At 60.6% G+C, this 22,292-nt stretch carries 18 protein-coding genes; 7 read left to right on the forward strand and 11 right to left on the reverse strand.

What is annotated here, in order from left to right:
- The first annotated feature begins 55 nt into the window (after positions 1-55).
- Positions 56-526 (forward strand): GNAT family N-acetyltransferase, encoded by a 471-nt coding sequence (locus VMT40_RS32085; RefSeq protein WP_326362999.1) that lies wholly within the window; start codon positions 56-58, stop codon positions 524-526.
- 122 nt (positions 527-648) lie between these two features.
- Here VMT40_RS32085 and VMT40_RS32090 read toward each other — a convergent pair whose 3' ends face one another.
- The 5 genes from VMT40_RS32090 to VMT40_RS32110 all read right to left on the reverse strand — a co-directional run bounded on the left by VMT40_RS32090 (position 649) and on the right by VMT40_RS32110 (position 7,649).
- Complete coding sequence (locus VMT40_RS32090) at positions 649-2,025, reverse strand: DoxX family protein (protein WP_326363001.1); 1,377 nt, start codon at positions 2,023-2,025, stop codon at positions 649-651.
- 627 nt (positions 2,026-2,652) lie between these two features.
- Entirely contained in the window at positions 2,653-4,107 is a 1,455-nt protein-coding gene (locus tag VMT40_RS32095; RefSeq protein WP_326363239.1) for an MFS transporter, read from the reverse strand.
- A 9-nt stretch (positions 4,108-4,116) separates the two neighbouring features.
- Entirely contained in the window at positions 4,117-5,148 is a 1,032-nt protein-coding gene (locus VMT40_RS32100; RefSeq protein WP_326363003.1) for an aminotransferase class I/II-fold pyridoxal phosphate-dependent enzyme, read from the reverse strand.
- Between the two features lie 556 nt (positions 5,149-5,704).
- Entirely contained in the window at positions 5,705-6,037 is a 333-nt protein-coding gene (locus VMT40_RS32105; RefSeq protein ID WP_326363004.1) for a hypothetical protein, read from the reverse strand.
- A 1,258-nt stretch (positions 6,038-7,295) separates the two neighbouring features.
- Positions 7,296-7,649 (reverse strand): histone-like nucleoid-structuring protein Lsr2, encoded by a 354-nt coding sequence (locus VMT40_RS32110; RefSeq protein WP_326363006.1) that lies wholly within the window; start codon positions 7,647-7,649, stop codon positions 7,296-7,298.
- Between the two features lie 1,268 nt (positions 7,650-8,917).
- Here VMT40_RS32110 and VMT40_RS32115 point away from each other — a divergent pair.
- The gene (locus tag VMT40_RS32115; RefSeq protein ID WP_326363008.1) at positions 8,918-10,444 is read left to right on the forward strand and encodes an FAD-dependent oxidoreductase; all 1,527 of its coding nucleotides are present in this window, start codon (positions 8,918-8,920) and stop codon (positions 10,442-10,444) included.
- Positions 10,445-10,562: 118 nt separating this feature from the next.
- Entirely contained in the window at positions 10,563-11,570 is a 1,008-nt protein-coding gene (locus tag VMT40_RS32120; RefSeq protein WP_326363010.1) for a WXG100-like domain-containing protein, read from the forward strand.
- Between the two features lie 55 nt (positions 11,571-11,625).
- On the opposite strand, the gene VMT40_RS32125 is transcribed toward VMT40_RS32120, so the two are convergent.
- The 6 genes from VMT40_RS32125 to VMT40_RS32145 all read right to left on the reverse strand — a co-directional run bounded on the left by VMT40_RS32125 (position 11,626) and on the right by VMT40_RS32145 (position 16,701).
- Positions 11,626-13,077 (reverse strand): FAD-dependent monooxygenase, encoded by a 1,452-nt coding sequence (locus VMT40_RS32125; protein ID WP_326363012.1) that lies wholly within the window; start codon positions 13,075-13,077, stop codon positions 11,626-11,628.
- Positions 13,078-13,666: 589 nt separating this feature from the next.
- On the reverse strand, positions 13,667-14,197 hold the full coding sequence (locus tag VMT40_RS32130; protein WP_326363014.1) for a hypothetical protein: 531 nt from the start codon (positions 14,195-14,197) through the stop codon (positions 13,667-13,669).
- A 96-nt stretch (positions 14,198-14,293) separates the two neighbouring features.
- Complete coding sequence (locus VMT40_RS39450; RefSeq protein ID WP_442790090.1) at positions 14,294-14,647, reverse strand: DUF4279 domain-containing protein; 354 nt, start codon at positions 14,645-14,647, stop codon at positions 14,294-14,296.
- Positions 14,598-15,116 carry an HAD domain-containing protein gene (locus VMT40_RS32135; RefSeq protein ID WP_326363241.1) on the reverse strand — a complete coding sequence of 173 codons (519 nt, stop codon included), beginning with the start codon at positions 15,114-15,116 and terminating at the stop codon, positions 14,598-14,600. The genes VMT40_RS39450 and VMT40_RS32135 overlap by 50 nt, the downstream gene beginning before the upstream one ends.
- A 147-nt stretch (positions 15,117-15,263) precedes the next feature.
- Positions 15,264-15,692: a hypothetical protein gene (locus tag VMT40_RS32140; RefSeq protein WP_326363016.1), complete on the reverse strand. Its 429-nt coding sequence runs from the start codon at positions 15,690-15,692 to the stop codon at positions 15,264-15,266.
- Between the two features lie 400 nt (positions 15,693-16,092).
- Complete coding sequence (locus VMT40_RS32145; protein WP_326363018.1) at positions 16,093-16,701, reverse strand: hypothetical protein; 609 nt, start codon at positions 16,699-16,701, stop codon at positions 16,093-16,095.
- 154 nt (positions 16,702-16,855) lie between these two features.
- Here VMT40_RS32145 and VMT40_RS32150 point away from each other — a divergent pair, with 154 nt between their 5' ends.
- From VMT40_RS32150 to VMT40_RS32165, 4 genes are all read left to right on the forward strand, one after another.
- Positions 16,856-18,121 (forward strand): DUF4241 domain-containing protein, encoded by a 1,266-nt coding sequence (locus VMT40_RS32150; RefSeq protein WP_326363020.1) that lies wholly within the window; start codon positions 16,856-16,858, stop codon positions 18,119-18,121.
- A 69-nt stretch (positions 18,122-18,190) separates the two neighbouring features.
- On the forward strand, positions 18,191-19,537 hold the full coding sequence (locus VMT40_RS32155; RefSeq protein WP_326363022.1) for a HEAT repeat domain-containing protein: 1,347 nt from the start codon (positions 18,191-18,193) through the stop codon (positions 19,535-19,537).
- A 485-nt stretch (positions 19,538-20,022) separates the two neighbouring features.
- Positions 20,023-20,913 (forward strand): hypothetical protein, encoded by an 891-nt coding sequence (locus tag VMT40_RS32160; protein ID WP_326363023.1) that lies wholly within the window; start codon positions 20,023-20,025, stop codon positions 20,911-20,913.
- Positions 20,914-21,392: 479 nt separating this feature from the next.
- Positions 21,393-22,292: an SDR family NAD(P)-dependent oxidoreductase gene (locus VMT40_RS32165; protein ID WP_326363024.1), complete on the forward strand. Its 900-nt coding sequence runs from the start codon at positions 21,393-21,395 to the stop codon at positions 22,290-22,292.

Consider the following 22,292-nt stretch of genomic DNA (forward strand, 5'->3'; position numbering starts at 1 on the left):
AAAGCAATTCGTAATCCCGCGGTAGTGCTACCGCGGCTCATGATGGAATTGGTGGATGGACGAGATCATCTTCCGGTCCGCGACGATCGAGGACCTTCCTGCGATAGTTTCGATGCTCGCCGACGACCCACTTGGCATGGTCCGTGAATCTGCCGATGATCTAAGACCATATCGTGCGGCCTTCGCGGAGATCGACGCCGATCCGCGACAGGAGCTATTAGTTGCCGAACACAGCGGTACCGTGGCGGGAACGGCACAATTGAGCTTCTTGCCCGGACTGGCCCGCAAGGGTGCGGTACGTGCGCAGATCGAGGCGGTGCGTGTGGCTCGACCGATGCGTGGCATCGGTCTGGGGTCGCGGCTGATCGAAGAGTGTGTGCGGAGGGCGCGAGAACGTGGTTGCATCCTGGTGCAATTGACCTCGGACAGTAGTCGGGTAGACGCGCATCGTTTCTACAGCAAGCTCGGATTCGAGGCCAGCCACGTGGGTTTCAAGCTGATGCTGGCGGAAACCTCGGATCGATGACGGACGGAGTAACATAGCCCGCGATCGATCTCCGCGCGTTAATATTCCGGGACTTGAGCTCGGCCCGCCACCAACCGCTTCGAAACCGCCAGCGCCACACCGACACCGCAACACGACCATCGCTACAAATTCGGACGGTCCTGCATCCAATGAAACGATGCACTTCGTTGAGGGAAGGCGCTTAGGTCGATCCGGTCGAGGCTCAGTGTGACCTGATGACCATCCAGCTCCCCTGTGAGTACAGCTTTCTCGGGCCCCAGCTGTTGAAAGACGAATGTGCCCCGGGGATTTTCAGGGCGCTCTGCGCCTTCCGCTGGTCCGGACACTACCGTGTCCGCGATCAGCCGTATTCGGTGGTCGACAGCATCCCACTCAGCGGGAACTGTCACCAACGTGTCGTCCATCCGCTGGTAGGTGATCGCATTCAGATAGTCGAACACCACTGTTTTCCAGCGGATTCCATCCGTTATCAGAGGTGGGACCTGCTGCCCGTCGCGAATGTACTGCGACACCGACCAGATGCCATACAGCGGAGGCTTAGGACGATCCGGCCCCCCGGTCCGCCAGGCATGCCAACCCCCGAGCACCAGGGCCACGGCAATCCAGAGGCCAAGTGAGCCTTGTATCACCGCGGCGATTCGTTGAGATCTCCTGGTGTGGAACGGATATGGCAGGACAGCCGGGGCAGTCGAGCGATTGAGAAGAAGTACTCGTAACAATCGGCGGCTGTCGGGTGCCAGTACCACCAGCGACATCAGCAAGAGATGCGCGGACAGAATCTTCTCTGGCACATCAAAAGTCATGTTCAGCACCAGGATCTGCGACGTATCGATCAGAGCCAGAAGGGCGCCGAGCGATGTAGTCTTCGGGATGAAGAGCAGTACCGCTGCAGTGATTTCCGCTGCCCCGAGCAGCATCTCATACGGTCTCGACACCCCAACTTGCGACCATAGGACGGCCATGGGGGTGAGATCACCATACTTGGTCAGCAGTGTGGTCAGCGAGGGCTGAGGCATCTGGGTCGGAATCATCTTGCCGACGCCATAATTCAACATCTGGCCGGCCAGCAAGAGTCGAACGACGAGAAGGTACCAGCTCGCAAGCACGCGATGCTGCACGCGCCGCCGATCGAGCACCGACCACAAAGCCGTCCCGATCATCGACACGACAAAGACACAGAATACCAGCACCCAGAATATCCTCTGGTCGCCGACGCCGCTGGGATACAGCTGCACACTCGTACCGAACAGATGCCGGCTCACCCAACTGAGAGCTGGCTGCAGCTTCCGAACAGGCCAGAACTGCGCGCTGTAACCCATCTGACGGCCTAACCACCCGAACAGTACGAAGACGATCGGTGGCATCAAGGTACAGAACAGCCCCAAATACAAGAAGCAAAACCGAAACGCGAGGCGGGTGAACAGCTTCCATTCCACAGAGTCCGCTCGACCCGGTTCATGCTCAGCGTCGTTGGTCTCATCGGTTACGACTACTGACATCCATCAGATCCCTTCAATGGGCAGATGTGCTGTACCGCTGCCAATCACGAGCCCGCCCCACGTTTCGAGCCATACACCCAGACTCGGCACCGCCGAAGACGATTCCAGGCGCGGAACGCCTGCCCGCGCATCCAGGGACCGGCCTGACCCGCTCACCAACCACGTATATAAAGAGCGACGTCATCGGCCCAACCGACCCGCCCACGGTAAATGCACGTATATGCCGCAATCTTTCCGAGACCCCACATTGCTCCCCCCAAGTCGTTGCATTGCTGACACGATGTGTAACCGCCCCCGTAAAGATGCGCAGCGTCTTGAGGCACGCTGCTATCAAGGTTGCAGCCGTGAGGGTCCTGAACTTCGCGCATCACCGACATATTGGCACCGGCAAAAGAAGCCGACGTCATCATGATCGCCACGGCTGCTGCGGAGACCGCCATGGCCCGCGCCAACCAAGATCTCATTGCTCCACCACTTTCAGTTATTGCCGCACATCTACCGAGAGATGCTGTTCGACCTCGGAACAAATCAAATCTCAACACACGCCGCGCGGCGGCGGCATCGGTAGGCTCCCTAACGGGATAGGTACCTGTGAACTCCCGACGAAGGGCGGACTGGCTGCTCTCCTCAACCGCGAATCGTGGTTGAGGAGAGCAGCCCTGCGAATAGCAACCCTGCAGCCAATGCCGCAACCGCCACGATGAAGATGTTCGCGACGGCAAATGCATGAGCAAACGACGCCGCTTGGCCGAGAGCAGGCCGAAGCGAGCCGAAGAAGATCACGCCGACCACTGCCACACCAGATGCCGCACCGACCTGCTGGGTGGTCGACAGCACTCCCGATGCCATTCCGATCTCGCTAGGGTCGATGCGTGCCAGCACGACCCCCATGAGCGGCGTGATCAATAGCCCGCCACCAAATCCTTGACATAGCAAGGCCGGTATCAACGAACGTGCGGTCAGCGCACCACCTTGGTCCAGGGAGACGATCATCGCGACTGTCACTCCTACTGCAATTAGACAGGCTCCAAGTGCAGGAACTCTGCTGCCGTAGCGCGGCACGAGCCGACCAGCCAGCACGCTCGCAGCCAAAAATGCAAGTCCGTCAGGGGCATACACGACGCCGGCCATAGTTGGTGTAAACCCCAGCCCCTCCTGCAGCATCAAGGACAGAATCAGGAAAAACGACGAAACCCCACAGTAGACAACAAAGATCAACCCGATGCCGACCACAAACGGGCGGCGTCGGAACAATTGTATCGTCAACAATGGATCGCCGCCGTTGGCCAGCACTCGACGCTCTATGACGACAAAGCCCACCATGGTAAGCACACCCACGATGAAGCTGGCCCACATTGTTGGGGGCCAACCCGATTGACGGCCGTGGATGAGCGGAATGAGCACCAAGAACAACGCAGTGGTGAGAACAGCAGTGCCCGCGAGGTCCAGGTGTTTGCTCTCGTTGGCGCGTGTCTCAGGAATGAATCGTGACGCCAGAACGACAGCTATCACGCCGATTGGCACATTGACCCAGAACACGGACTGCCAGGTTTGGCCGAAGAGATCGGCAGCAGACAACACGCCGCCGAGCAACTGACCGCTGATGGATGCGACACCGATAACCCCGCCAAGAACACCAAGTACCTTCGCTCGGTCGGCTTGTGGGACCAGCACCGAGATCATCGCGAAGACTTGAGGGAACATGATGGCGGCGGCACCGCCCTGCAACAGCCGACTCACAATCAGAATCTCCGCGGTCGGCGCGAGTGCGCAGCTACCCGAGAAAACGGTGAACAGTGCCATTCCAGTAACAAAGGTTCTCTTGCGCCCAAACCGGTCTCCCAGTCTCCCACCAGTCACGAGCATCCCTGCGTAGGTCAGTTGATAACCAGCGAGGATCCACTGCAATTGCTCTGGCGCCGCATCCAGATCGCGCCGGATTGTCGGCATCGCTACCACGACAATGAAGGTGTCCAAAATCGCCATGAACGTCCCGATCATGGACACCCCGACCGCGGCCACCCATTCAGGACGAGGCCCGCCGGCACCCGCTACCTGCAACCGTAGCGCCTTCATCACCATGGCGATCACTTACGCGCAACCTACGACAGCACTGTTCAGGGCCTGTAGAACAGCCCGCCCTGCATCGGGGTCTCCGACTGCAATGCGTGCACTGCCATCGGGATAGGACTTGGCACTGATCCCTGCACGATCCAGTGCCGCCGAGATCCCGCGACCGGGCAGATACAGGAAGTTTGCCGAACTACGTGGCACCGGGATTCCGATCTGGCGCAGACCATGGCGCAGACTGTCCCGTTCCGCGGTAATGAACCGTACCCGTTCAGCCAACTCGCCTTCGGCGGCGTAAGAAGCCGACACGGCCACTGTAGCGGCAGAGTTCATTCCGAACGGCAACTGCAAGCGCCGTACTCGTTTGACGATATCGGCAGCTCCGAACCCATAGCCGATCCGAAGTCCGGCAAGTCCAAATGCCTTCGAAAACGTTCGCAGCACAACAAGATTGGGGTGGCGAGCAACCAAACGCACCGCGTCGACCTGCTGTCCTTCGACGAGGAACTCCACGTAGGCCTCGTCAAGTACCACCACAACATCGTCGGGTACCGCACCGAGCAGCCATTCCAGTTCTGTCGTAGGAACCACTGTGCCAGTGGGATTGTGGGGCCGGCATACCACGACCATGCCTGTCCGGGCGTCGATTGCCGCGGCGAACGCAGCCAGGTCCTGGTCGCCACCGGCGGTGAGCGGGATCGGCACAGGAACGACGCCGGCTATATGACAAGCTATGGGATAGCCGTCGAAGGTTGGTGACCCGAATACCACCGACTGGCCAGGCTGAACGAGTGCACGCATGATCTGCATCGCGACGCCGGTCGCGCCCAGTCCAACCACAACCTGGTTCGGCAGTAGTCGCTGCCGGTCGGCAATAATCTTCAGCAACTCATTCGGCCAGAACTCCGGATAACGGTTCACCCGCTCCATCGCGTCGTCGAGGGCGCGCAGCACCGACGGTAAGGGCCGAAAAGGGTTCTCGCTCAAGCCGAGTGCAAATCGACCTCTGGCGGAGCCAACGGCAGGCGAAACTGAATCGATGACAATAGACATTTCACGCACCTTTGCGATGTACTGCTCCAAGCATCGTCAGAAAGTTGAGGCGGCACTTGGTCTATACAGAACTCACAGCAGCCCATGCACCGCTACATCAATTACGAGCAACGCTACAGACGATGACAGCTCAGTACTCACGACGGCCCTCCATCAATGACAATCTGCCACAATGGATAGGATTCCATCTCGTGACTATCGACTCTCGGTCCTTTGGTAGCTCGTTGGTTGTTGCCATGCGGCTAGCCGGGCCACTGCTGGAAGCATCGGCCCTTAGGTGCCGAATCGACATCGGTAACGCGCGAAGAAACTCCTGATGAAACCGAGACCCATCCAGAGAGTCGCTCTGCCCACAACTCCGCTACGGCCTGCGAGAGCAGGATCCCCTTCGGCAGCCGAGGGCTCGACCGAACAAACGGCCGCACATACGCCCTGACTGCGAATTCGCACAACTAGAGCGTTGGTGAGCTCACTGTCCGAACACGCAGCAGGGAGCATGAGCGCCAATATCCTAGGTGCACTAGAGGTATAGATGCCCGTTGTCACCTCGAGCGGATTATCTGCCCGACCCGGTGGGTACAGCATTGGGCGGCTCAGGGTTTGGGTAATCCCAGACCGGAGCGGCATCGACAGGATGGCCACTACTGGTGTCCAGCACCGCTACTTCGTATTCAGCAGACATCGTCGGATGGCCCGGATCGGTGTCGATGCACTGGTAGGTTTCATGCACCGGCTGCAAGGAGATCCATTCCCTGCAATCACCATTAGCCGCATCCTTGTTCGCTGCATGAATATGATAATCAGCCATAGCCGTACCAGCTGACAGCCAGGGACACAAGGCCACAACTCCCACCGATGCGATGGCATTCAGAACTGTGTTCGCTTTCATTTGCCGCATCGTATCAGCTGCGCTTGCCAGCCGACCATACCAATTTCATCCGTATCGACCCAAAAGCGCGGCCATACCGATCACCTACCGACCACCTACCGATACCCATCGCTCACCTACAAGCACAGCTGAGGGTTTGTAAATGCAAGGAATCGTCGTCACGCTGACGCAAAAGGAGCTGGCTACGGTTTCGCGTTCAAGCACGACGAGGTCGACGAGAGGCTGGGAGATTTACTGATGGTGATCGAGGTAGATATCCGCATCGCCGCCCGTGAGGGAAACCGAAAGCTGCACCGTTCCATTTGGTGCCGAACAGGTGTCCGACACCCCTATGTGTCCGTTTGAGTCCAGTTTTCTTACGTCGGCACAGAGTAGACGATTCGCATCGTCCGCAGCGGTCCACTCCACTAGCCAACCACTACCTCCATGGTTCACAACAATATCAGCAAAAAATGGCCCATTGACATTGAAATCTCAATAACATTGGTCCGAATGGCAGTAACTGGAGGATGGGAGTGGTGCACTACTCGCAAGACCACTCGACAAGATTTCCCCCGAGAGCAGCGCACTCGCCATAGCTACGAGCTTGAAAAAGCGTACGCGTGTTGACATCTGAACATTTCTCCTTGACGACTATCAGTTAAATGCAAAACTCAATCACATTACAAGCGAGAATCGCAGATCCATATACGAACCTTAGGGAATCCAAAACCGACATCGAAAGGCTGGCTGTTCTACGGCCACCAGACTTCACCATCCCAACCGCCCTTAGGCTTTCAACCACCAGATGCATTGCGCCTCTTATCAATTCGCATTAGAGCATGCGCCAGCTATCGCAGCATCGGTAGATTTCCGAGCTGCATAGGTATCTGATGCCTTCCACTGATCCGGGCGGCGGGGACCACTAGGTGATCGCCTGAAGTTGACAGCGGGTCAGTAGACTCGAAATATCAACTGCGACAAGGGAAACAGATGATCAGGCACCAGCGCATCTGTTCCGAAGCTCCAAGACGGTGCGAACGTCGCGCAGCGGTCCGACGCTCGAGTCGACGCGGGCCCAGCGGACGTCGATGACGAGGTCCAGCATGGCAGAACGTGAAGGCCGAGCGTTGCCAGGCCGTGCTGATGAATCGTGAGCTTTCGAGCCGGGCCTTCCGCACACAACCGCTGAAGCCCTTCGTACCGCACGAGCCCTTCGTACCGCACGGAAGAGATCGGCCTGCCCGCAGCCCCGGCTGACTGCGGGCAGGCCGATCTGCTACACGCCCGCCTTGTGGTATGCCGCCAGGATCTCCGTAGATACCCTGCCACGGCTGGAAACCTCGAATCCGTTCTTACGCGCCCAATTCCGGATCGCCTGGGTCTGCTCACGATCGACAGCAGTGCGAGCCTTGCTACCCACCGTCCTGTTGGTCGCCGTCGACCTCGGAGTCCGACCTACGCGGCGGGCACGCTGGGTCCAGGGCTCGAACGTTTCTCGGATCCGCGCAGCATTGTGCGTGGACAGATCGATCTCGTAGGCCACACCATCGACAGCGAAAAGCACTGTCTCCTCTGCGGTGGACTTGCCGTCAAAATCGTCAACCAGCTCGACGACCACCTTGCGCGCCATGCAGCAGCCTTTCGTGTCCGCATTTATAATTGATATGAAGGGTAGTGGACTCTATACCGGGAGCAGCTCCCGGCCCCAAGCGGTTGCGCGCGTTCACTTCTTGTCCCGGATCGAGTCCCCTTCGATGGGGCGGCGCGCCGTTCGATCGGCCGCCGTGCAACAACTCCATTTGCGTGGCATCAGGATAGAGATCAGTGCGCTGACCCCGAGCGCGGATCGGCGCGGAGCCACCTTTCACGCCCTGGCGGTCAACGGCCCCGACAGACGCCGACACCGTGCTCGTCGCTGCTGCCACCGTCGACGACCATGGACAGTTTGCCGATCGCTTGTGCCGTCAAATCCGTTGCGGGTGCGAGCGTCTCAAGGCTCCCCCGCGGCCCGACAAGAGCGACTCTTTGGCGGGAGGTTGATGTGGCTGCGGCTGCCCCAAAGGCACCCATCTGCATCACATCTCCCCTCGACTGTGGAGTCGAAAACCCGAGATACATCACCTATCTCATACCTATGTCGCTTCGGAATCACTGATGTGGTTGCAAGTAGATTGTGATTCTGTAATACAGGGCAACAAATTCAATTCACTCGCACATGGGTAGGGTAACGACTAGAAAGCTGAGGACAATGACGTCTTCCATGGCGAGAGCCGGGCCGTGTCCGCATTCATTCTAGTAATCACGACATCAGATTCCTCACCTTATGCCAAAGCGTCAGTGGCGTGTGAGCGCAACAGCTCAGCAGTGCAGTAGATATCCAAGACTCAGAACGCGCGAATCATGTTGGTGCAGATCGGGTCAGGCAACTGCGTATTCGCTCCGAATATCGAGGAATTGCTGAGATCGAACTCGAAAATCGCTCTGAGCCGGAACCGGCTATCGCTTCGGGATTGACCTCATCCTCAGACTGGTGCACAGTGCCCCGAGGTTCTGGAAGTCAGGACTTATCGGATACCGCGGCCTTGGTCTGGTGACGGAAACGCGGTACTCGCTCGACTTTCAGGCTCCCATCGGGGTTCGGAGTCGTGACGCGATCGCCGCGCCCCACCACCCGCAGCGTACTGGTTCTACACCTTTGGTAGATACGTAAGCAAACGTCGTTAAGCCATACCCTATTCGGCCGCCGATTGTTGCTTGTCGCCCAGCCACCCGACAGGCAGCAAAGGCAGCGACCGCTTATCCAGTTGCGTCCGCCGGAACTGACCCGTTGCAGGACATTGCACCGAAATACGTGATCCCACATCGCATTCCAAGCGTATCCGAATCTGTGCACCCAACATGGAGTATGCAAATCAACTGCAGGAGGACCTGATGGAGACAGATATCGTGATCGTCGGTGCCGGTCCAACCGGCCTGATGCTCGCGGCTGAACTACGGCTCGCCGGCGTGGATGTGCTTCTCGTCGAGCGGCGGCCCGAGATCGGCGGCACCGGACGCGCAGGTGGCGTGCAGTCCCGCACACTGGAGATCTTCGACCAGCGGGGACTTCTGGAACCTCTGTTGGCTGCGGGCGACTACCCATCGAACGCTGGGCACTTCGCTGGCATCGGATTCGAAGCGGACAGTCTCGATAACCGTCTGATAGGCAAGTTGATACCACAAGCCCGCATCGAAGCGATGCTTGCGGACCGAGCCGTCGCTTCTGGAGCGCGGGTGCGCCGCGAGAACGAACTAGTGGCGCTCAACGTCTATTCCGACGGCGTCAGTGCCACCATCACCGATGGTGAAGGGCAGTACAGGGTGCGCGCCCGACACCTGGTGGCCGCCGACGGCGCGCACAGTACGACACGTTCGCTGCTCGGTCTCGATTTCCCCGGCACACCCGCGACACATGTCTCGACGGTGGCCGACGTCTGGCTCACCGATGCGGATCGGTATCGCACCGGGGGTGTCCACTGGCGCTGGGACGACGCGGGTAACTGGACGATGCTACTCCCGTTCGGCGATCATTTTCGGATCGCGTTCGGCGGCCCTGGCCACCCGGATAACCGTGAAGCGCCGATCGCAGGTGGGGAAATCGACACAGCGCTCGCCACTTTCGACCCGGGGTTGGGTTTGGCTGAGACCCGCTACGGGTTTCGGATCACCGATACAGCACGGCAACTACTTGATTATCGACACGGCCACGTGTTCTTTGCTGGTGACGCGGCGCACGTCCACCCGCCGTTCGGCGGGCAAGGTATGAATCTCGGCATTCAGGACGCATTCAACCTTGGCTGGAAGCTGGCAGCTACGTTGCGTGGCGACGCGGGCGATGATCTGCTCGACACGTACAACGCTGAGCGTCACCCGATCGGCGCGCGGGTGCTGTTCAATGTGCGGGCCCAGAATGCCCTCATGAACCATGGTGCTGCCGACAGCCAGACCAGTGACCTCCGCGCCCTGTTCACCGAATTGATGCACCTGCCCGACACACGAAACTATCTCGCCGAGATGCTAAGCGGCCATGCCGTACGTTACTCGATGCCCGCCGACGTCGACCACCCATTGCTCGGCCTGGCTGCACCTGACTGCCCGCTGCCCGGTGCTGCCGGGCGGCTGTTCGTCCAAATGCGTTCAGGGCGAGGCGTACTCATAGCAGGTAGCGACGTCGTCGCGGCGGCCGGGGAGTCGTGGTCCGATCAAGTCGATATTGTCAGGACGTCGACACCGCTATCTCTGCTGGTCCGACCTGACGGATATATCTGCTGGGCTACATCGTCGGTGTCGATTGAGGCCGATGACGTGGTCGTGGGGCTCCGATCGGTCCTCACCCGATGGTTCGGCCACAAGCAGGTCAGCGATGCCGTAGTGCCTGTGTGCTAGCGGCGATTTCGACCGACCAGTGCGTCAACTTGGTTGCGTCCGCCGACTCGGTCCTTCGATTTATTCCTCCTGAGCGCAAGGCTGGGAGAACGCTCCAAGTTCGACCAGATTGCTCAACATGTCGGTGATGATTCCTGATTGGCTGGTCGGTTACACCCGAATTCTGAATTTCGGTGGAGTGTGGCCAGCAGCCGACGAAGATAAGGTCCGCGAACTAGGCCAGTTGCTGATCGAGTTAGGCGAGCAGCTGGACACGCTTCACTCGGAATTGTCTACAGTTCGCTTGCAGCTAGAGGCCGACTACCGCGGAGATGGTGGGGATGCAATCGCCGAAACAGTAGCTGCACTGGCGACCGAGGCAGACCGGCTAGCAGACACTGCACGCACGATCGGGCATTCCGCTCGTCGCGCTGGTGCAGACTTCGAATACACGAAGTTGATGATGTTGACCTTCGCCGCTCTGACCGCCTGGCAGCTCGCAGTGGCGGTCGCAACGCTTGGCGGAACATTGGCCGAGCTGTGGGTGGTGGCTGCTGGACGCATAGCAGTCAAGGTGGCCGGTGAGAGTTTGATCGACCAACTGGCTGCGGATGCCGCCCAGGTTGACGTCCGCGGCATTGTTAGCCTTTTCGCCCGGCAGTTCACGGTGAAACAGATGCTTGCAGGGGCCGTCCGTGACGGGTTGCTCATGGGACGGGTGGATGCCGCGATCGAAGGTGGGCAGGTCCTAGTCGGTGAGCGCGATGTACGCGATGTCGACACGGGTCGCATTGCAGGCTCGGTGGTATCGGGAATCGGTAGTGGGATATGCGATCCGGTCGGCGGCGGGGCGCGGGCAGTGCTGGGTCGGGCCGGTGTTCCTGGATGGTTGGGGCAGCTCATAGGTGCTAGTACAGGAAATGCGGTTAGTGCCGGTGGATACTGGGCGGGCGGCGTGGCAGGCCAGTTGGTAGGGCAGCTAGTCGATTCCGGCAATATCAACTGGCCCGCGGTCGACCCGACTTTCGAACCACGACTGCTGTTACGGGGAGTCAGCCTCGGCGTCGCGCAGGCCGGCGTAGCGGTGTTCCGTGACGCGACGGTGCCGAACGCGCGGCCGGTTCGTGAGGACCAGATAGTCCGCTGACCAAGCCAAACCTGTGTCGGACAAACCTTTTGGATAATGAACTCAGCCAGCAGAGTCAGTTCGACACGCGATCTACCGTTACCGGGCCGGGCACCCCAAACCAATGCCGCAATGACTCGTCCAATCCTCGAGCGTCATCACCGGTAGAGGCCCACGCGACATAACCGTCGGGTCGTACCAGCATCGGGGTCCGGCCAGCCACACACCGCAGCCGATCTTCGTAACCTGCCGCAGTCGCACCGATTAGAAGCCCGCCGCCGTTGGTAAGCGGCAGAACCTCAGGCATGAACTTTCCGACGTATGGTTCACCGGTGCCGGCATAGTCGATGTCGAATCCATTGGCCATGTCGATGAAATACCGTTGTGCATCCGGAATCGCAATCACCTCCGACACCACTTCGCGTAACGCGTCGACCTGAGGCCCTGGACGCATCAACGCGACCTGCGCCCGGGTGTTTCGTAATACCCTTGCCCCGATCGGATGGCGTTCCGCGTGGTAGGTGTCCAGTAGCTCCTCGTCGGCAAGTCCGCGGGCCACCAGACCGAGCTTCCAGCCAAGGTTCGCCGCGTCCTGCAAGCCGAGATTGAGCCCTTGCCCACCGATCGCCGAATGGACGTGCGCTGCATCGCCTGCAAGAAACACCCTGCCTCGGCGATATGTCACGGCCTGCCGAGTGTTGTCGCTGAACCGGATGCCGCCGTCGAAGGTCGTCACCTCTACGTCCGGCACACCCGATACTCGCCGAATGCTGTCCTGCATCTCCGAGGCCGTCAATGGCGCGCGCGGATCAGCGGGCCCACCGGAGAACTCGATGGTCGAGATCTCCCCCGGGATCATCGACAGCAACAGCAACCCGCCAGGACTGCGCACATTCGACCGCAGCGCCATCGGATCTGCGACTGTCACGGCGGCCACCCGACCAGTCATGGTTGCCTCTGTACCGACGAAGTCGATAGCCATCGTCTTCCGGACAACGCTGCGGCCGCCATCGCAGCCGACCAGATATGGCGCCCGCACTGATTCGCCATCTGCCAGAATCGCTACCACCGTCGGTCCCTCGTCGACAACCTCGACGACTTCGCTACCCGGCCGGACAGTGACACCGAGCGACGTAACCCAGTCAACGAGTATCCGCTCCAACCGATGAGGCTGGAGAATGACCCAGCGGTCGTCGCTCGGCTCGGTCTGAAGCGGCAGCAGACTGAAAACGCCCTGTGCCCTGCCCTCGTCGAGCATTCGCCGCAGGAGGTTGGTGCTTTCAGAACCGCCGTGGGTTGCGATCCAGTCGAACATCGCTCGTTGCTCAGCGATCAACGGAGCGTCCAGTCCGCGAAGCGCCAGCGTCTGCATGCTGCGCAGATTTATCCCACGTATGTGGAAGCTCCGCGAGCGCCGCGCGCTACCACCTGAAGCTTCGAGGACTAGCGGCTCGGCTCCGGCCAGCTTCAACTCTCCTGCCAACAACAGCCCCGTCGGCCCGCCGCCGACTACGACCACGTCCACCATCGAAACGCCCCTAGTTCCACAACATGCAACTACCAGTCAGCAAAACGAAACCGGAATACCCGGCCCCACACCCTGAGCTTGGATCACGTAGGTATGCCACGCGCATCAGTGTTCGATATCCCTGCACCCGCTCACCTCTGTCGGGTCTCACCTAAAATGGCGGATTCTCAACCAATCTGGCGAAAGCGTGGTGAGTTCTCATCCAATGTGGCGAGGGTCGGTGCGTGCGGGAGGCCGATGAGGGGTTGACCGAGGACGTCGGGCAGTTCAATGCGGCGTACATGACGACTGCTGGTGTCAAGCGTGGGGTTCCCTTGGTGTGGCTTCCGGAGGTTCTTGCCGAGTTAGGCCGACCTGTGCGGCCGTTTCCTTCCTATCGGGGTAGGCGCAGTTTTCCGGGGTGGTATTGGTCCGCGACGCTAGGGCGGCGCATCGGATTCGAATCATGGGTCAAGCGAGACACTTGGTAGCATTGGACTTCGATCCGACCGTGGTCGACGCCGCGGAAACCACCACTCAGCCTGAGAAAGACCCACCGGCAGCCGCCCTATCGCGGCTGGCGGACCGCATCTCCGCCAGGTCCGCTGAGTCAGGCGCAACGCAGCACGAGTCGGCGGGTCTCATCGAGATGTCGGTCGACAACAAAGAGAGCGCTGGTACCGACAGCGGGCGGCGCGCCCGACCATGGGAGTGCGGACCAGACGGCATCGAATTCGACGAAGTATTCGCGGTTCAGCGGAAAGACCTGAGTGACTTCAGCAGTCACTTCGGAACCCACAGGATGGCGGATTTTGACGGCACGCCATTCAGGCTCGCTCATGGCCGGCCACACCGCGGTGCTCGATTGGAAGGCTGTGTCGAGCGGCCAGAGCCGAACCTGCCGGTGCATGTGCTGGAGCACCTCGAACTCAGTGACAGTTCCGACGGTCGGCCATTGATCGATGGATTCGGGCAGGTTGAGCACGTCGACGAAACCGAATGGCGGACAACCCAAGTCGACGAACAATCCGATTGCGCCGGGGCGCGGAATCAGCGTGACCACCCCGACTACATGGTCGCCGACCGGATATATCCTGCGAGCCGCGTCGAGGTCCAGTTCGATTGGGTCAGGTTCGATCATCGCGCGACCATCTCACCGGGGAGCGTCGCAGGTTGTCAAGCTATCCGTAGTCACCGTCGCTCGAGTCGTATTCGTCCACGTCAAGCTCTGCTCGCGTCAATACCAGGAAGTCCAGCACCGATAGCGGCAGATACCATCCCAGCGGTCGAGGCCGACTCCGCGCCTGATCAAAGGCCGTCTCATCGGGCTGACCTCGTCGTTCGAGCACAGTGCGACCAGCTCGGCACGAACCGGTTCCAGCCGATCCATCAGATGCTGAATCTGGTCGTCGACGCTCTCGTCACTGCGGCGGACGATCTGCCACGCATGAAAGCGCGGAAGGACACGTTCGGGTGACAGGCTGCCTGGCTGAGCTTCACGGCACAGATCCCACCACAGAAGCGCCAGACCTACGACCCAGTTACCGGTCCGCGGAGGCATCAATCCACTCGGCGAGGGCGGCGAAATCATTGCGCCGCAGCCCGATCCGAGGATCAACGCGATGCAGAAGCGCTCGATCACCGTGATGCTCCGACACCCATTCCCGGTCCCCGTCACCGATCTCGTCGTCGATCCAGATGAACGATCGCCCCTGCGCCCATTCGATCAATGTTCGGGTCTTCCAATGCAGCCCGAACCATTCGTCGACGTGGTCGTCCGACCGCTCTGGCCAATCCACCACCGCGAGCATCGGCAAGCCCAGCGCCGGAGCCACCGAGCGGTTGGCCTCATCCATCCAGGTTGTTGCCCACACCAACTCGCATGGAAGGGCCGCCAACAGAGGCCCGAGTTCGGGATCGAGACGCGCCAGGAGCGGATTAGCTCCATCCTGCCGCGTCGGAACTGGCGACGAATCCGACTCATGCCCAGGTGTCATTCCAAACGGGATCAACGGTCCATCGACGTCGAGGAACAACAGGGGACGATGCAGCCTATCCATCACCATCGCAGGCTAGACCCAGAACTTCGCCAGCGACGCGTGTGCCCCAAGCGGATTGAGGCGGCTCCCAACGCCTCCGGGGAAACCGCCACTCAGCTTGAGAAGAACCTGACGGAGCCTGCCTCAGCGCGGCTGGCGGATCGCAGGTCAGACGCTCACTCTCCGCCAGGTCGGCTGAGAACTCACAACCTCGACCGTGATGGCGCTGGTCCGAATCCGGTGTGGCTCTTCCGCAGTGACCGTTGATCGTTGGTCGTTTCGGATCTCGGGGGCAATCCGGTCCGAAAGGTTGGGTGTAGGCGGCCGGTGGTTAGCGGGTTGTGCTGACCTGCTGGAGGAGTCCGTGCATGTCGAGTTGGCCGTGGTGTTCGACGAGTCGCCCGTCGACGAAGCGGTCGATGCGGATGGCTCCGACCGAGATCGCTGCGCCTGTTGCTGTGATCTCGCGAAGGTGCTGGTGTGGGTGCCGACGAACCGGCATCGGGTCACGAAGCGGTTGCCGGCGATCAGTACGTCGTCGATGACGTGTCGGCCATCGGGAAACCCGCGGTAGAACGCTTTCTGGTTGCGTTCCATTCGGCGAGCCCCATCGGGGGTGAACTGCGGACCTGGACGACGAGGTCGGGCGAGACGAGCTGGGCAAGTTTCGGCCAGTCTTGTGCGTCGAGTGCGGTGTAGAGAGCGTGTCCTATTGCTCCGATCGGGTTGTCTGTTTCATTCACAGCGGCAGGCATGGCTTCCGATTGGGGCACCACCGATTTCAAGGCGGTCGCCGATGGTGTGGCGGATTGCTCCCTCGATGACTCCGGTGGCGATCAGCCAGCCTTGTTGCGGGGCTTGGTCGTAGCGAAGGTAGTCGGATCGCCAGCATGGTGGTCCGACCCAGTCCTCGCGGTGATGGGGTGGTCTATCAGCCAGTCCGTGCACCATCGGAAACGGTTCGAACGCGACGGTCGGCGCGCGCTTGGCAGCGGGCTTACGACAGGACTTGCAGTCCATTGCGGATAGCGTCCAGGTCTGCTCGGTAGAAGTCGATGTCAGCGGCAGCCACCTCGGCGTACAGCCCGATCGGGTATGTCTGATCACCGGCATCGTAATCGAAAAAGAGGGAATCGCCGTATATTTCGACCTCGTCGGCATTCTGGGCGGGAGTCGTCCCGGCAATTCGGCGGCCGGACCAGCCGCATACCTCAACGGTTTCGGATAGCACCTCTTTCCAGCCTCGAGAGGTAGCCATACTCTCGACATAGCTGACGTCGCGCCTGCGTGGTTCACGCAGATTGACAGTGATTGTCGCACCGCGGGTTCGCCCCGATTGCGGATCGGTTCGGCGGATCATCAATGTGGGGCCCACGTCGTCCCGCTGCTCTCGGTGCCAGCCGGGCAACTGCGGGATCCGAACCGTAATCGGCCGATCTGGCAGACGATCGATGCTGAACACCGCACCGGCCGGATCAGCGCAGGCGGTTTTGGCAATCGTTGTGGCCGTGGCAGATTCCGGTGCAGACGCACTGCACGCGACGGCACAGACTGCAGCAACGCAGGCGAGCGCGAGCCACTGGCCGACCACCGGGCAACTATTCATGGGTCTACAGCCTAAAGCCGCCGCCCACCGAGATGAGACCACATGAGACATGCACTTAGGTAGCCAACGAGCACTGCCAAGGCCCTCCCCTATGCACCGATATCCCCAGCTGCGGGAGTCTGGACTCCTTTGGGCGCAAGAAAGGATTGGCGGCATGAAGAACATCAGCGGCCTCATCGTCGACCCGTCAGCCTGGCACGAGATTGTCGAGCGATCGGGGTGGGTTGTGCAGAGTCAAGTCGATGCCGATCGGCTCGGACTGGTTTACTGCGAGGGATGGGCAGACGGCAAGGCCGTTGGCCCATTTTCGGCACAGCGCGCCCGTGAGCGTGATGTCTCCGGCGAGCCGTATGCGGTGATGATCGCAGACTCGGATGGTCGAATACTTGCGTATGTGGAGATCGCTTGGGCTGCCCGGTTCGCGTGCAGTTGGCATATCGACGAGCGTCATCGACGATGGCAGCGGATCGAGTACCGCAAGCTTGATGATGGACGACTGTCCCTCTTCGATGTCAAGAGTTGGGCGTATGCAACTCCGGAGAGTCCAGAATTCGACAATTCGAGCACCTGGCGGCGCTGGCAGTTCTTCGGCGATGGGAATGTGAAACTGGAGTATTCACACGCGGGTGGTGATAGTGGAGGCCGCGGACCGAGTCGAGTCGATCCAGAGCGGTTCACCTGTGAGTGGGTGTTCGGCGACTGGGCGCGACTGTGCGGTCTGGATACCCGCGCCGATTTCTACGACCTGCCCATTCCTGAGAGCCGTTCGGCCGCTATGGTATCCCGGCCTTGGAGCCCTCCCGAGCCGCTGCAGCCAGAGATGCTGGAAGAGCTTTTCACTTCAGGAACTCGGATGGAGCTGGACACCGGCGATCGTGTCACCGTCGAAGTGTCGGTCACGGGCGCACTACTCCTCGGCAACAGCGGTGTAGTGATCGACGATCCCGGATCGTTGTGCTTCCACAACGATCCCCTCCGGGTCAACGTTGCTCCGGGCGAGTACACGGTTGAGCTGGCCAGGGTGCGCTTTGACAATAAGCCGACCCATACCAGGGTCGCAGCGGCAAAACTCGTCGTCGTTGACGAACCGCCCGTGACATGGGAGATGGCTCGCCGTAGTAGAGAGGACCCGATATTCCTCGGAGACGGCGAGTTTTTCGGCTTCGGTGTGGACTCGGGAGCCGCGGCCTTTGTCGACGGCGACATGATCGACGCGGTTGTAGAGGCGGTTCATGAGTACTACCAGAATGACGATTACGGAACCGAACTTGCCGCCAACGGTGCGGTCATCTTCGAAAGTGGCTGGGGGGATGGCACTTATCCGGTATGGGTGGGCCACGACCGCAATGGTGTGTTGTGCGCAGTAGTCGCCGACTTCTGCATCGCCCATCGAGCGAGTGTCCTGCATGGGAATGACTGACTCAACGAAACCGGACCATATGAAGGCCTTGGTCATAGTGTGCACCACGCGATCGAGGCGGGGCCCGCGATGACCGGCAGCCAGAGCCTGGAAGCACTGATAACCCGGCTCGGTGGCGACGACCCGGTGATACGTGCCGAAGCGGCCGACTACCTGCTCCGCGACATTGCCAATGCCGCACCACGTTTGATTGCGACACTGCGACAGTTGAGCACGCGAGCATGGGCCGATCCACGCGCAGCAGCGGCGGTCGAGGCGCTGGTCGACCTGTTGGGTAGCGGTGGTGATGTGGTGCTCGACCCGCTGGTAGCGGCAGTTCCGGCCGCGTGGGCGGCCGATCGGGCCGATGCAGAAAAACGGTGGTGTGTGGTGCCTCCCTGGGCGCTGAAGAGCGAGGTCCTGGTGCTGCACAGGGTGTTCGAGAATTTGTCGGTGTCCGATGACGCGAAATACCTCCCCTTGCTACGGGATCGGGAACCGCTGGTCCGCTGGTGGGGCCTGTGGGCGCTGGCCAGGTCAGGCTCTGCCGCGAGTCGCTTTCTAGATGTTGTGCTGCCGCTGGTCGACGATCGGGCGTCGGTGGTGTCGAATCGGGCTTTCGCGACGTTGGATGCCATGGGATCGGAAGCACTTGCGAAGTTGCGGGAACTCGGGCAGGAGCCCGGTCCCGCACAGGGACCGGCGCTCAGCGCCGTCGCGGCGCTGGGTGGCTGGCCGCTGTTGGATTCCACGCAGCGGGCACTGCTCACGCAGAGGGTCGAGGACAAGGTCGCCCACGAAGCGCCGCAGTCGATGTGGGTGGGCGGCTTGGAGCCGAACTGGCGCGGCGATCGGGACCTGATGGGAGATTGGACCGGAGATTGGCTAGCAGTACCCACCAATGATCAGACCGCATTGCTCGACGCTCTGGGACTGGTCGAAGCCATGCCCACGACCATGCAGAAGGGCATGCACATCTCGATCAATGTCGATTGTGTCTATATCACTCCGCAGTTGGATGGCTGGACACTCGTGTTCGGCTACGTTCTGCCCGACGGCATTTCGGTGGATTCCGTGCGTGAGTGTGTGGTCGGGCTGAGCCGCCGGTTCGGTTCCGCTCAGTGCTACGGCTTCGAGGAGACTTGGGCCGGGTGGGCCTTGGCTGAACACGGTGAGCTGGTTCGCTTGCGCTTGTCGGGAGAGTTCGCGGAAGCCGAAGAGCAGATCGGTCCCCCGCATCCAGCCGAACTGGACGCGGGCTGGCAGGAAAACGAGCCCCACGAGTATCCGGGATGGTCCTCGACCTCGGTTGCGCACCTCATGTCACTGAATCCCAGGGCCATCGGCTCACACACTCGGGTACGCGGCCACGGTCTTGTGGCGGACACGTCCGCGCAATGGCACCAGTCGCTGACGCGGTGGATGCAGTTCGCCTGACCCATGCCGGAATGTCTTGACCTTGACCGCACGAATCGCCGAACACAACTTGATACTGGAACGCCTACCCGGTGGCAACGGGAGTGACTGCTGACTCCTTTGACGAATCGAGAAAATCGTTCGAGACATTACTCGCTGAGTTGGCCGGTCCGGCGACCGCGACGATGCCCTAACACCAACTCGAGGAGCTCGTGGCCCAACGAGGCCGAAATCTGCTGCGACAGTTGCTGCAAGACCATCTGAACCTGCTCGAGCATCGGCGTGTCCAACCCAGCTTCCGAGCCGGTCGCTGTTGAACGACAGAAGCCTGCGGAGCCGATGACGATTGGCAGGTCAACCCGATCCAGGTTGGGTGAGATACCGATGCGATCGGACTCCCCAACCAATCACGCTGGTCTGGAGAATCGTGGCGCGAGGTGAGCGTGGCAGAGGTAAGCGACGGGACCCAGAGACATCCAGGGCCTCTCGAGGCGTGGGTGGAGGAAATGCACCCGAGACTGGCTGGGCTACAGGATTTTCTGCTGCCCGAAGACTTCCGGTTCGACTTCTCCGCGAGTTCGCTGACCGAACTCGAAGCGGTTCTGCTCGATGGATTTGATACGTGGACTGCCGTGGCCAACGACATCGATGACAATCCGCAGGGCTTCATCGTGCGAGCGGCAGGTTACCTGGGCGAGACCCTCATGCGGGCTGGTGGCGGCGCCTGGATCTGGGACAAGCTCAGCGCTCAACCGTTGGCGAGTTTCGATCCCGCTCTCAGACTTTCACCGATCGCCCCACTGGTCGTATTGGCTCAGGCTGCCGATCGCGGCACGGGCAGGGTTCTCACCGACAGTCTCGAGACGGTGAGGGCTGCCGTGACGCAGTACCAGCACCAGCACCCCGACTGGTCTCCGGTAAAGCAGGCTACGCCGGCGCTCGATCCTGATCCCGATTTCCCGCCGGACCTCGGAACTCTGACGGCCTGGTGTCACCAGCGTGAGTCCCGATTCCAGACTTGGGCCACCGAATACACGGGCGGGTCGGCGAAATACGACTTCTCGGTCGACTCATTGGACCTGCTAGAGCGCCTGGTCAAGTCCCGACTCTCGGGCTTCTCCGACTTCGAGAGGCCTGAGAACCAAGAGTTCATCGACGGCGCGATCTGGTACCTCGGAGAGACCATCGTGCGCCAAGGAAAAGCGCAGTGGCGCTACATCGAAGGTGAGCGGAACGAGGACAGCGAATGGGTCGGCCGCCCATTCCTCAAGCAAACCGAACCCCCGAACAATTCAGTAGTTCCAGAGTTAACTCTCATGAACTGCGCCGAATTCGATGACCCGAACTGCCTCCGCGGCGAGGTTGCTCTGTTCGAGGATCGACGCTCACACCGGTAACCCCAGGCGGTGGAAGCCCCAAACCACAATTCAACCACTCGCCATCAACGCACCGGAGAGCCCACAGTTGGCGGAGTCACACTGTCGCAAACTGCTGGCCGGTGACGCATCGAGCACTAACCATCCTCCTCAGGAGTCCGTGACCGACTCGAAATCGTCGGCAGCAGATGGGAACTCACCGATCCCGCCGACACCATTTAGCGCCTATGAGCCTTCCTGGGCAACGACGACTTCGATACCTAGTGGGGCCTGCCACCTCACTAGCGAGCCGACCACCTACCGGCCGCCTGATCGATAGCCCTTCAAACAAGCCACACCTGCAGCAGGAAGGCAACCATAGACAGTGTCAGTATCGATAGTTACACTATCCATAATTTGGTGAAAGTCTCATCCCGCGATCAGGAGCATCTCCGATGACAGAACAAACCCCTGAAACCCCTCACACCGCAGCGGGGTCCGGTGGAGTGAGCAGACGCAGGATGATGACCACCGCCGGCATCGCCGCTACTGTCGCCGCGGCGGCCGGAGCGGCGGGTGGCATCGCCGTCGTACATGGAGCCGGCACCGCACCCGTCGTCAATCCCTCCGCCGCCCGCCGGTTCGACAAGAAAGTAGTGGTGATCACTGGCGCCACCTCCGGTATCGGCCGAGCGGCGGCAATAAGGTTTGCAGCCGAGGGCGGGCTGATCGGATTCTGCGGCCGCCGTGAAGAATTGGGCCGCGCAGTGGAAGCGGAGATCCGGCAGGCGGGCGGCGAGGCCACCTACATCCGCGCCGACGTCCGGGTTGAATCGGATGTGCAGCAGTTTGTGGACGCGGTCGCCGCCAAGTACGGCGGACTCGACGTGTGCTTCAATAATGCTGGCATCACCATCCAGAAGCCGCTACACGAATACAGCGCCGCCGAGTGGGACGATGTCGTCAATACAGACTTACGTGGTAACTTCCTCGCGCTGAAATATGAGATCCCCCACCTCATCTCGCGGGGCGGAGGCGTCGTGGTCGTGACTGCTTCCTCCAATGCCATTGCCACCACGGAGGGTCGCGCCGCCTATACCGCTGCCAAACGCGGCTTGGTCGGCATGGTCCAGTCCGCCGCCTTCGACTACGCGGACAAGAACATTCGGATCAACACCCTCATCCCGGGCACCACCGACACTGAACTAGTCCGCCGCGCCGCCGGGGCCATGAACCTCCCCGACCCGGTCTGGAAGACCATGGTCGATATCTATGGCAAACAACACGTCCCCGGCCTGCATCGCATGGCCACCGCCGACGAGATAGCAACCTTCGCCCTTGCTCTGGCCTCCAATGACTTCCCGTACATGACAGCAGCGCAACTGGTCATCGACGGAGGCAAAACCGCCTACGCCGGATAA

Origin of the sequence: Nocardia sp. CDC160, from assembly GCF_035818795.1 — a bacterium.
Taxonomy (GTDB): Bacteria; Actinomycetota; Actinomycetes; order Mycobacteriales; family Mycobacteriaceae; genus Nocardia.